The organism is Streptomyces sp. NPDC088252 (assembly GCF_044740965.1).
GTDB lineage: Bacteria > Actinomycetota > Actinomycetes > Streptomycetales > Streptomycetaceae > Streptomyces.
This window is the reverse complement of the sequence record NZ_JBIURS010000024.1, coordinates 95,974-107,231: the sequence shown is the minus strand read 5'-3', so window position 1 is coordinate 107,231 and position 11,258 is coordinate 95,974. Positions and strand designations below refer to the sequence as shown.

The 11,258-nt window shown below is 70.1% G+C and carries 10 protein-coding genes and 1 pseudogene; all 11 read right to left on the bottom strand.

Annotated features, from left to right (window positions below; genetic code table 11):
• Positions 1-11: 11 nt before the first annotated feature.
• Positions 12-752 carry a DUF1684 domain-containing protein gene (locus ACIOHC_RS34845; protein ID WP_365691311.1) on the bottom strand — a complete coding sequence of 247 codons (741 nt, stop codon included), beginning with the start codon at positions 750-752 and terminating at the stop codon, positions 12-14.
• Positions 753-1,053: 301 nt separating this feature from the next.
• A complete protein-coding gene (locus tag ACIOHC_RS34840) occupies positions 1,054-1,764 on the bottom strand; it encodes a DUF4232 domain-containing protein (RefSeq protein WP_401845420.1) in 711 nt (236 codons plus the stop codon).
• A 297-nt stretch (positions 1,765-2,061) separates the two neighbouring features.
• A complete protein-coding gene (locus ACIOHC_RS34835; protein ID WP_351074174.1) occupies positions 2,062-2,625 on the bottom strand; it encodes an HXXEE domain-containing protein in 564 nt (187 codons plus the stop codon).
• A gap of 98 nt (positions 2,626-2,723) precedes the next feature.
• Positions 2,724-2,990, bottom strand: a complete 267-nt coding sequence (locus ACIOHC_RS34830; protein ID WP_401845449.1) for a hypothetical protein — start codon at positions 2,988-2,990, stop codon at positions 2,724-2,726.
• Positions 2,991-3,064: 74 nt separating this feature from the next.
• A pseudogene (locus tag ACIOHC_RS34825) lies at positions 3,065-3,439 on the bottom strand (SAM-dependent methyltransferase); the annotation flags it as partial.
• Between the two features lie 280 nt (positions 3,440-3,719).
• Positions 3,720-5,633 (bottom strand): glycoside hydrolase family 5 protein, encoded by a 1,914-nt coding sequence (locus tag ACIOHC_RS34820; protein WP_401845418.1) that lies wholly within the window; start codon positions 5,631-5,633, stop codon positions 3,720-3,722.
• 302 nt (positions 5,634-5,935) lie between these two features.
• Complete coding sequence (locus ACIOHC_RS34815; RefSeq protein WP_365691306.1) at positions 5,936-6,748, bottom strand: ATP-binding cassette domain-containing protein; 813 nt, start codon at positions 6,746-6,748, stop codon at positions 5,936-5,938.
• A complete protein-coding gene (locus ACIOHC_RS34810) occupies positions 6,745-7,725 on the bottom strand; it encodes an ABC transporter ATP-binding protein (RefSeq protein ID WP_365691305.1) in 981 nt (326 codons plus the stop codon). The genes ACIOHC_RS34815 and ACIOHC_RS34810 overlap by 4 nt, the downstream gene beginning before the upstream one ends.
• Positions 7,726-7,730: 5 nt before the next feature.
• Complete coding sequence (locus ACIOHC_RS34805; protein ID WP_351074178.1) at positions 7,731-8,618, bottom strand: ABC transporter permease; 888 nt, start codon at positions 8,616-8,618, stop codon at positions 7,731-7,733.
• A complete protein-coding gene (locus ACIOHC_RS34800; protein ID WP_365691304.1) occupies positions 8,615-9,568 on the bottom strand; it encodes an ABC transporter permease in 954 nt (317 codons plus the stop codon). Before ACIOHC_RS34800 ends, ACIOHC_RS34805 begins: the two co-directional genes overlap by 4 nt.
• Entirely contained in the window at positions 9,568-11,196 is a 1,629-nt protein-coding gene (locus ACIOHC_RS34795) for an ABC transporter substrate-binding protein (protein ID WP_401845446.1), read from the bottom strand. Before ACIOHC_RS34795 ends, ACIOHC_RS34800 begins: the two co-directional genes overlap by 1 nt.
• Positions 11,197-11,258 lie beyond the last annotated feature (62 nt).

Genomic DNA, 11,258 nt, shown 5'->3' with positions numbered 1-11,258 from the left:
TGCGGAATCGATCAGTGCTGCGCGGCGAAGCCGTCGCGGAAGACGGGGCGCTTCTCTCCGGCCTCGACCGACAGGTGGAAACGGTTCTGCCGCGGCGGCATCGGACAGTTGTACTGGTCGGAGAATCCGCAGGGCGGCACGAAGGCACGGTTGAAGTCGAGCAGGACGCGGCCCCCACCGGTGCGGGTGACGAAGAGGAAGCGCCCGGCACCGTAGGTGATGTCGCCGTTGGTGGGGTCACCGAAGACGAGCAGCAGGGTGCCGGCGTCGTCGAAGGCGCTCAGTGTGTAGTCCCGGCCGTCCAGGGTGAGCTCGATGTCTCCCGGCACGACGAGATCCCGGGTGCCGCCGTTGTCCCGGATGTGCTCGAATCCGACCCGCCTGGCACCTGGCACCGGGGTGTACGAGGCCTCCAGCACCCAGGCCGGGTCGTACGGGAAGACATCGGTGCTGTCGAAGTTCTGGATCGCGGGGGACTGTGCGTCCCAGAAGCGGAGACCGTACTCGGGCCGGCCGGTGACGAAGTCGGTGCGCTCGACTGTGGTGACGGTCACGGAATCCGGCTGTCCCGCACGTGCCGCGTCGAGGTCGGGGCGCTCGCCGGCCGGGGCCCAGCGGGTCTCGACGAGGGCGAGATTCCCGGTGGCCGAGGTGACGGAGCGCCGCCGCTCGGCGCGCCACGCCTCCCAGTCCGCGGCGGGGTCGGTCGGCTGGTCAGGGACTGCGGCGGCGTGGGACACGGCATTACTCATTCACATAGACGTTCGTCGGCAGCCACGCCACGAATGTCACGCTGCGTGAACTTCAACCCAAAGGATCCTCTTTATCCTCCATAAGGCGAGCTAATGTCAAATTGGACCGCAGAGTGAGATCGGGCGGCGCCGATCCCGACGTGGCCGCGAAGGGACCGGGGCGCAGCCCGACCCGGCGTGCCGAAGGGTTCGCCTCGCGCAGCGGTGGACCCTCGGATCCCGCGATGCCGTCGCGGCCGGTGGCCGCGGCGTCGGCCGAGAGGGCGTCGCGATGTCGCCACCCCGGCCGGTCGCCCTTTCGTCAGCCGCTCACCGCTGTCGTCCTGAAGAGGCCGCCGCAGACGAGGGGTTGGGAGGTGCGCAGGGTCAGGGCTTCCCGGGAACCGGGCGGGTAGACCCGGAGGTAGTCGGGTCGTTCCCAGCACTCCGAGCCCTTGATCCCGCGGTTGAGGGTGTGCAGGGTGACTTCGGCCGAGTCTCCGGCCCCGATGACGGTGACCCGGCCGGCGGCACCCTCCCGTTCGGCGGATTCGCCGATCACGCTGCCGTCGCGCCTGATCAGGGAGACCCCGGGGAAGCCGGTGAGGGTGCAGGAGCCGGAGGACCTGTTCACCAGCGTGAGCCGGTAGTGGATCTGGCCCGCGCCCGCGTCACCCTGCTTGAGGCTCATGGTCAGTGCCTCGGCCGTGCAGCGCCCCGGACCGCTGCTTGGGGGCGGGGCGGACGTGGCGGCCGAGGCGCTCGGCGTGGTGGTTTCGGCGGGAGCGGGCTCGCCGGGGGCGATGGGCGCGTCCGGGGCGGTGCTGTCGCGGGCCGACCTGCTCGATCCGGCGGGTTCGGTCGACGGGGAGGCGCCGTCGTTGCAGCCGGCGGCGCCCACGGTGAAGGACACGACCGCCACCGGGACGAGGGCGTACCGGCGCAGGCCGCGCCTCCTGCCGGTCGGTACGCGCCCGTGCGGACGGAAGGATCGTGCGGATGGTGGCGTGATGGTTCGCGCAGTGGAGTCCATGGTTCTCGCCTGCTCGCTTCAGTGCCTCCCGAATCATCCACTCCGGCGTGGGAGTGCGGTTACGGACCCCGGACCGCGCCCGGCGGGAGCGGCGGCCGGAACCGGCGGCGGACGGCACGGGTGCCGACGCTGGGACCGCGCGAGTCTCGGCGCGGTGCCTGAGGGACGGGGCGAACTGGACCGGAAGCCGCTGGGACCTCGGTTCCCACGGCCTTCATACTGGTCAGGCGTACCTTTGGTCAGAGCGCGGGACCAGGTGAAGGCCGTGGCCGCCTTCGACGAATCCCCGATCGGTGTTCAAGTTCGAGACGGTGTTCGGCACCGGCGGACGACCCGTCGCGCCATCAGATGTGCCCCGACCGTGGCTGTTGCGGCAAGTGCGAGGCCCTGCACGGCATCGCGCGGGCGCGCGGGACGCAGCACCCCGGCCCGCCGCAGTCGACGGCGGGCCCACAGCGTGAAGGGAATGACCACCAACGGTGAGGTGACGGAACCCGGTGTGTATCCGCGGACCGCCGCGGCCTGTGCCATATGCACCAGGCCGTGCAGCCCGAAACCGTTGAGGGCCCCCTGGTAGAAGGCGGAGCGCCCGCCGGTGCGGTGCCCGTCGGCAGCCGCCGCGGCAACCACGAAGGCCATGCCGGCGACAGCGGTCGCGAACTCGCGTGCATCAGTGGACTCCAGACGCCGCCATATCCGATCCGGAACCTGAGGAAATTGTCGCCGCAGTTCGGGCACCCGGTCACGCGTCCAGCGTGGCACCAGGACCACTTCCTCCGCGTCATGCACTGCCCACGCAGCCAGCAACCCGAGAGTCACGCCGACGTCGACGCCACACCGGCCAATTTCATGTCCGCTCATGACCAGGCAGTCTGCCAGCACGCTCGGCGCGCCCGGTCAGTGGATCCGACGCACGGACGATCACTGATCAGGGACTTGAAACGACAGGGAGCGGACGGTCAGGGGCGGAGGGTGTAGCAGCGCAGGACATCGAGGTCGGCGGTTCGGACGACGGACCAGCCCGCGGTGAGGGTCTCGGCCTGGGCGGCGGTGATTCCGAGGTGCTGGAGGGGGCTGGTGTCCTCGCGGCGGCCGGCGATTTCGGCGACGACCCAGATCCCGCCGGGGGCCAGGAGGCGGCGGGCGCGGTGGACGAAGGCGGGCTGGTCGGCGATCCATCGGTAGACCAGGCGGCAGGTGACGACCGCGTACGCCGGGTCGGGCAAGAACCGGGGTCATCGGCGGTGATGTCCATGCACCGCCAGGCCGGACAGGGGCCGGGCCCGGTGTCCTGGGCCGCGGCGAGTGCGATGGCGCTGGGGGAGCAGTCGATGCCGGTGGTGCGGTGGCCGAGGCTGTGGTGGAGGTGACGGGCCAGGGTGCCTTCCCCGCTGCCGATGTCGAGGGCGGGGCGCCCCCGGCCCGGGCCGAGGTGCTCGGCCAGCAGCTGGGTCTCGGCGTTGTCGAGCTGCCGGTATCGGCGTCCCTCTGTCCACAGCGGTTCCCAGTAGGCCTGCGGGGACTTGCACGCCGCGGGGCTGCCAGAGCCTTCGTCGTTACCCGTGGGCCGTTGGTTCGCGGTCTCCGTCAAGGCCGGCCTCCCTCCTCGTCGGCCGGGCGAGGCGACTGCGCCGAATCCGGCCGGTCCACCACGATGTCGCGCAGGAAGCCGCACTCGGCAGTACTACCTCGGGGGCCGCCAGAAGGGAGGAGCGGTCGAAGACGATGCCGTGGACGTGGCCGGTGCGCATCGGCTCGCCCCGAACGGCGCTTACGCTGCCGGCCGAAAACGTGTCCAATGGATTTTGGATTCTCCGCCCGCCAGGTGGGTGTGGGACAGATCGCTGCCCTGGTTCCGCACCCGCGGGGCGCCGTCGACCTCCACGCACGAACGCGCGTCGCTCGTGGTTCGCACATCCGCGGCCTGCCCACTCCGTGATCGAGAGCCTCACCTCTCAAGCTGTTCGGCACAGAAGGGCGTCCGGGGTCTTCCCCTTGGCCCAGGCGCCGGTGAAGGCGACACCCGCCACGTACTCATCGGTGCGGCACTGGCCCTTGAAGTTGCCCAGGGCGAACTCGCCGCCCGGCTCTCCGGCAGGCCGGTTGTCTCCACGGTCGAACCAGACGGTCCGGCCGTTCGTCCCGAGTGGGCGGTCCGAGGGAGTGCACAGCACCGCCGACACCTCCTGCCCTCGCAGGCTGTAGCCGGAGATGAACTGGTTTGCTCCGCACTGGTACTTGGTGTATCCGCCGGCCCAGTCTCCCTGCTCGACATTGCTCTCGTCGCGCACCACGGTCGACTGCGCACCGGCAGGGACCGTCAGGGGAATTCCGGCGTCGGTGCACAGCCCCCGCCCATCCCGGTGGGCCAGACCGGCGAGACGTCGGCCGTCGGGGCACACTCCCTTACGGGCTCCCGGATCCCAGTCTCCCCGGGCCCGGGTCCGGAGTGACTGGACCGCGTCCGCGTGATCGAGGTTGAGCATGTCCCATGTATCGGCGACTGCGACCGGGCCGCTCTTCTGCGCCGCGCCGACGAGGCGGTTCCAGTCCGGCGCGCGCCAGTCGCTGCCGCCGGGAATCCCCGACCGGCGCCCCTGCGCGTCGTAGTTCAGGATCGACCAGGTACCGTGTCCGGTCCATCCGACCAGCGGCCAGTAGGCGAAGTCGGCGTCCCTGTCGATCAAATAGTCCACGAATTCGCCGAACCACGCGCGAGCCTGCGGATTCTTCTCGTCACTGCCGATACCGAACTCGCTGATCCACACCGGCGCGGTGAAGTGACGGTCGGTCTCACCGGCGACGAAGAATGCCTGGCGGTCCAGCGTCGCGAACAGTTCTTCGCGGGACAACTCCTGATAGCGCGGATCGTGGGTCTCGCCGAGCCCGGTGGCGCCGGTGTGGTTGGGACCCGTGTACCCGTAGAAATGCGCCGAGTACACGAGCTTGTTCGAAGCCACCAGGGTGTGCGACACGGTACGTACCGGCTCCAGCGTGGGGCGCCCATGAGGGAACCCGTCGAGGGGGACGCCCTGCCAGTTGATACCTTCGACGATCACGAGCAGGTCGGGGTTGGCCTCGGTCAGGAGCCGGTCACCGAGGCGTTGGGAGGCGGTCCACCAGTCGTGGTCGTCGCCCCTGTTCCAGTTGGCGTCGTCGGTGACGGTACGGCGCACCTCGTTGTAGAGGTCGGCTCCGACGACGCGCTTGTTGTCCTTGTAGCGGCGGGCGAGGGCGATCCAGTCGTTCTCCCACTGCGCGGTGGACTGACTCGTGTTCCAGCGCTCGTTGCCGTCCAGGCCGCAGCAGAAGCGCGAGGTATTGGTGTGGTTGTTGAGGACCACTGCGAAGCCCTCAGCCGTCGTGGCGGCGATGACGGCGTCGAAGACCTGGAGCGGGGTCTTGCCCCGCAGTGGTGGATTGGCGGCGACCGAGGCGTCGGAGACCGGCCGCTGATCGTGCAGCATCTCGTTCGAGAACGGCAGGCGGATGCTGTTGATGCCCAGCTCGTGGAAATCGGCGAGGATCGCCTGGAGCGGCGCGCGATCCAGACCGAGCGGCATCTGGTCGGCCTTCTCGCCGTCATGATGGTTCGCCGGGTCGTTGATGTCTCCGGACCCGTTCCAGGACCCCTGTGCGCCCTGCCAGTTCGCGGACTTGAGCTTGAAGCGGTTGCCGGAGGCGTCGACGACGTACCGGCCACGGGTACTCAGGGGTGCGGTCCACGCATGGGCCAGGCTGTCCGCGCTGTCCGCGGCCGCCATGCGGGTCGTGGGCAGCGTGCTCGTGGAAGCAGCCGCCGTGGCGGTTCCGAGCGCACCGAGGAGCAGCGCCCCTGACAGCAGTGCCGGGAACAGTGTTCGTCTCACTGCGTCCTCCAGAGGACAGTGAACGGATGACGGCCTGGTGCACGACAGCGAGCGGATCAGGCCGTAAGAGGATGGCTCTGTTTGCAAGCTGCCGGATCGCTGCCTTGTACCGGGGACACCATGACGAGACGGATCAAGGGCTGCCCAGTGTGCAGGCCGGACCCGAAGTTGTACACGGTGACGATGTGTGGATGTCGAGGTTCCTTGCCGCAGAGGCACCCCGGGCAGGCCGGCCCGGTCCCTTTTGCGTTGCCGAAGTGCCGCAGGGCCCGGGACGTCACTCCGGACATCCACCGGGTGGGTCAGCCGAGGGCGCGTCGGGCGGCCGCGGCGTCGGCGGGGTTCCAGCCGCGTCGGGGGACGGAGCTGAGCAGGAGGCGCGTGTAGGGGTGGTGAGGCGCGTCCAGGATCTCGGCCGTGGGGCCCGCCTCCACCACCTGTCCCTCCTTGAGGACCATCACCTTGTCGGTGATGTGCCGGACGACGGCGAGGTCATGAGTGACGAAGAGGAAGCCGATGCCGACCTCGCGCCGGATGGTGTCGAGGAGTTCGAGGACCTGCGCCTGAATGGACACGTCCAAGGCCGCCACGGCCTCGTCGAGGACGAGGACGCGCGGTTCGGCGGCCAGCGCGCGGGCGATCGCCACGCGCTGGCGCTGGCCGCCGGACAGCTTGCCGGGCAGGGCGGCCGCCTCCCGTTCCCCGAGGCCGACCTGGTCGAGGAGCTCGGCGACGCGTTCCCGCCGGGCCGTCGTCTCCATCGGGAAGTGGAGACGCAGGACCTCCTCGACGCACCGGCCCACGGTCACCCGCGGATCGAGGGACAGGTACGGATCCTGGAAGACCATCTGGATCTCGCGGGCGCGGGCGAGTCGCTCGGCTCTGCCCCGGGCGGGCGTCGAGCGGTCACGTCCGCCGACGCGGATGGTGCCGCCGTCGGGGCGCTCCAGGCCGACGAGCATCCGAACCGTCGTGGTCTTGCCGCTGCCGGATTCGCCGACGATGCCGAGAGAGGAGCCCGGCGACAGGGTGAAGGACACGTCCTCCACCGCCGTGTGGTCTCCGTATCGCTTGCGCAGCCTCTGAACGACGAGTTCCTCCGTCGCCGCGGTCACAGTTCGATCCCTTCGTCGGCGCGGTGGCACGCGGTGAGTCCGTCGCCGTTGTGCGCAAGTTCGGGTGTCTCCTCGCAACAGCGCGGCTGCGCATGGGCGCAGCGTGCTGCGAAGGCGCACCCTGGTGGGGCCTCGGCGAGGGAGACGGGCCGGCCCGGGATGGGGCGTGGGGCGGCGGCTCCGGCCTCGATACGGGGCGTGCAGGCGAGGAGTCCCGCCGTGTACGGGTGGCGTGGACGGTCGAACAGCGCGTCGGTGCCGCTGGTTTCGACGATCCGGCCCGCGTACATGACATACACGCGATCGCAGATCGCCGAGGCCAGTTCGAGGTCGTGGGTGACGAAGAGCATTCCGGTGCCACGCGCGGCCTGGAGGCGCGTGAGGATGGCGATGATCTCCGCCTGGGTGGTGACGTCGAGGGCGGTGGTCGGCTCGTCGGCGACCAGCAGCGCGGGTTCTCCAGCGAGGGCGGCCGCGATGACCACACGCTGGAGCATCCCGCCGGAGAACTGGTGCGGGTAGCGGCGCAGCGCGCCCCGCGGATCGCGGAGGCCCACCGCGTCGAGGAGTTCCTCGGCCCGCTTCTCGGCCACGGCGGCGGGCGTGCCCGCACCGCGCAGTCCCTCGGTGAGGAAGTCGCCCACGCGGCGCAGCGGGTTCACTGACGCGCGCGGGTCCTGGAAGATCATCGCGACCTGTCCGGCACGCAGCCCGGCCAGTTCGGCACGGTTCATGGACAGGACGTCGCGGCCCGCGACCCGCACCTCACCACTCGTCAGCGCCCGAGGCGGTAGCAGCCCGAGCACACTGCGGCACGCGACCGACTTGCCCGAGCCGGACTCGCCGACCAGGCCCACGGTCTCGCCGGCGTCGACCCGCAGTGTGACGCCGTCGAGGATGGGCCGGGCCGCCTGCTCGCCGGGCAGGCGGACGCCGAGCCCGTCGATCTCCAGCGCGGGGGTCTCATACTCGGTCATGGCACTCACCGCTCCCGCTTCGCGATTCGGTCGGCGAGCCCTTCGCCGACGATGCCGAAGGCGACCACGGCGAGGACGATGCACGCGGACGGCGCGAGCGCGGGCAGCATGGCCCCCTGCTGGATCGCCGACTGGCCTTCGTTGATCATGGCTCCCCAGTCGGCCGTGGGCGGCTGAACTCCGAACCCGAGGAAGGACAGTGCGGCAAGGTCCATCAGTACGTAGCCGAAGTTCATCGCGGACTGCGCGAACACGGTCGGTGCGATGTTCGGCAGCAGATGACGCAGGCAGATCGTCCAGCCCGACCAGCCCTGCACGCGGTACGACTCGATGTAGGCGCGAGCCTTCTCCTGGCGGGCGATACCTCGGACCAGGCGTCCGACGTACGGGGTGTAGGCCACCGCCATGGCGATCACGGGCGCGGCCATGCCCGAGCCGAGGACAGCCACCAGCAGGATGGCCAGCAGCAGTCCGGGGATCGCGAAGGCCAGGTCCATCGACCGGGACAGCAGGGCATCGGCCCAGCCACCGCGCCAGGCGGCGACCATGCCGATGAGCGTGCCCTGGAGGGTCGAGACGCCGACCACGAGGAGCGGCCCGAGCAGGCCTGTCCGCGCGCCGTGGATGAGTCTCGACAGGATGTCCCGCCCCGACTGGTCGGTACCGAGGAGATGGTCACCGCTGGTGCCCGTCAGGCTCGCCGACAGGTCGAGCGCGTCGGGGTCGTACGGTGCGATCACGGGGGCGAGGACGGCGATCACGACGAGCACCGCGAGTACGGCGATGCCCGCCGTGAACAGTGGGCCCTGGCCGAGAATCCGCAGTCCGCGCAGGCCCCGGCGGCGGCGCAGCGCACCCGGGGAGGGGGACGCGGTGGAGACGGTGGCGGTCATCGGGAAGCCTCCCCGTAGAGGGACAGCCGGGGATCGACGACCGGCACGAGCAGGTCGACGATCAGGTTGACGACGACGAACGCCGCCACGCTGAGCAGGGTGATCGCCTGAACGACGGCGAAGTCCTTGGCCGTCACCGCCTGCACCAGCAGGGAGCCGATACCGGACACGTTGAAGGCGGTTTCGACGATCGAGGTACTGATCAGCAGGCCGGCGAGCATGGTGCCGCCGACGGTGACGATGGGGCCCAGCGCGTTGCGCAGCACATGCCGACGGACCACGGCGCCTCTCGCGACACCGCGGGCGCGCGCCACCTCGACGTGATCGCGCCCGAGTTCGTCGAGCATCGCCGACCGGGTGACCCGGGCCAGCAGTCCGGCGAACGTGATCGCCAGGGCGAAGGCGGGCAGCGTCAGATGGTGGAGGCGGTCGCCGAGGCCCTCGGGGGTGCCACCGGGCCCGGGAAACCAGCCCAGCTGGACGGAGAAGAGCGAGACGAGCGCGATGGCGCTGACGAACGAGGGAGTGGCCGTGGCGACGCCGGTGCCGAGGAGCACTGCGCGGTCCACGGCCCCGGGGCGCAGCGCGGCCATGATGCCGCCCGTCACGCCGAGGACTGCGACCAACAGTGCAGCGTAGCCGACGAGCAGCGCGGTACCCGGCAGACGGGAGGCGATGAGGGAGCCGGCATCCTGGTGGAACTGGGTGGAGCGGCCGAAGTCGCCGTGCAGGACGCCACCGAGCCACTTCGCGTACTGGACCGGCAGCGGGTCGTCCAAGTGGTACTGCGCGCGCAGCGCCGCGACCGCGTCCGGGGTCGCGGGGCGGCCGTGGAGCAGGAAGGTCACCGGGTCGCCCGGCGCGAGATGCACGGTGCCGAAGACGATGAAGGAGGTGACGAGCAGCACCGCTGTCAGGCCGAACAGACGGCTCATCAGATAACGCGTCATTACTGCGCGGCCCCGATCGTCGCGGCCCACGGGTAGTACAGCTGGGCGATGCCGGTCGGCGCGCCCGTCACCCGGCTGCCCAGGAAGACCGAGCAAGGGGCTTCGTACAGCGGGATGATCGGGAGCTCGCGCACGGCGATGCGCTGGAGTTCGGCGGTCAGCTCCGCGCGGCGCGCCGCATCGGGCTCCGCGTTCGCCTTGTCGAAGAGGGCGTCGAACTCGGCGTCGGACCAGTTGCCGTAGTTACCGAAGTCGCCCGTGCGCAGGGACTGGTAGAACTCCAGCGGGTCGGGCGTGTTGTCGTACCCGTTGGTGATGACGAGGTCCAGTCCCTTACGGGCGCCGGGGTCGACGAAGACGCTCGTGTACGCCTCCGGGGCAACGGCCTTCAGCTGGACGTCGAGGCCGATCTTCTTGCCGGCCGCCTGGACGGCATTGGCCACGACGCTGATCTCCGGTGCGAGCGAACTGGTGACGACGGTGACCCTGCGCCCCGTGGCACCGGCCTCGGTGATCAGCTTCTTCGCACCGGCCACGTCGTACACGGGCTCGGGCAGCGCCTTGAAGTAGTCGTCGGCCTTCTCGGGCGCCAGCGCCCACGCGCCGCGCGCGGCGGGCGCCTTCGCGGGAACGCCGATGCCGCCGGCGGCAGCCTTGATGATGTTCCTGCGGTCGAGGGCCATGGAGAGGGCCTGACGGACCTTGAGGTCTCCGAGCGGGCCCTTGAGGTCGAGCACGGCGAGATCGGCGGCCGCCGTGTTGGGGCCGAAGTACACCTTGCCCTTGGAACTGGCGCGCAGTTGGGCGAGAGAGGAGGAGGGAACGAGGTATCCGCCGTCGGCCGTGCCGGACAGGAAGGCGTTGGTACGGGCGGACGGGTCCTCGATGAAGGTGAACTTCACGGTGTCGGTCTCGGGAGTCAGCGACCGGTCCCAGTAAGCGTTGTTCTTCTTCAGGGTGAGGCTGTCGCCCTGGGCCCAACTGTCGAGCGAGTAGGGGCCGGTACAGTCGACCTTGCCCTTGGGACCGCCGTAGTCCTTGCCCGCCTCGGCCAGGAAGGCGGCGCTCTCGACGGTGCCGGGGGAGGCCGCCATGAGTTCGTTCAGGAGCACGTCGGGCTTGCTGAGCCGGATCGTCACCTCCAGCGGGCCGCTCTTCTTGATGGAGACGACGTTCTTGAAGGACGAGCCCCACGGGGAGCCGGTGGCCGGATCCATGTGGCGCTTGAGGGAGGCGACCACGTCGTCCGCCGCCATGGTCGATCCGTCGTGGAACTTCACACCCGGTCGAAGGGTGTACACCCAGGTCTTCGGGTCCGGGTTCGTGTACTTCACGGCCAGCCCGGGTTCGATCTTCATGTCGGGCGTGACCCGCAGCAGCTGCTCGCACACGTTGGCGAGCACGGTGTTCGGCGGGTAGTCGTAGGCGAGGGCGTAGTCGAGCGTGTAGGGCTCGGCGTACAGCGACCAGGTGAAGGAGTCGAGGGAGCCCTTCGCTGCCGGGGAGTTGGGGGTGACGGTGTAGGCGGGAGCGCCGCCGCCGGGCCGGGACCCGGTCGCTCCGGAACAGCCGGCGGTGGCGGCCGCGGCGACGGCGGAACAGACGAGCAGCGCGGTGGCTCTGGACATGCGCAAGGAGACCCACCCCTTTACGGGTGTAGTGACGGGCGCTGGGAGATGGAGCGAGTATT

Coding starts and splice junctions, on each gene's coding strand:
- ACIOHC_RS34845 (WP_365691311.1), bottom strand. CDS start 752: ATGAGTAATGCCGTGTCCCACGCCGCCGCAGTCCCTGACCAGCCGACC.
- ACIOHC_RS34840 (WP_401845420.1), bottom strand. CDS start 1,764: ATGGACTCCACTGCGCGAACCATCACGCCACCATCCGCACGATCCTTC.
- ACIOHC_RS34835 (WP_351074174.1), bottom strand. CDS start 2,625: ATGAGCGGACATGAAATTGGCCGGTGTGGCGTCGACGTCGGCGTGACT.
- ACIOHC_RS34810 (WP_365691305.1), bottom strand. CDS start 7,725: ATGACCGAGTATGAGACCCCCGCGCTGGAGATCGACGGGCTCGGCGTC.
- ACIOHC_RS34805 (WP_351074178.1), bottom strand. CDS start 8,618: ATGACCGCCACCGTCTCCACCGCGTCCCCCTCCCCGGGTGCGCTGCGC.
- ACIOHC_RS34800 (WP_365691304.1), bottom strand. CDS start 9,568: ATGACGCGTTATCTGATGAGCCGTCTGTTCGGCCTGACAGCGGTGCTG.
- ACIOHC_RS34795 (WP_401845446.1), bottom strand. CDS start 11,196: ATGTCCAGAGCCACCGCGCTGCTCGTCTGTTCCGCCGTCGCCGCGGCC.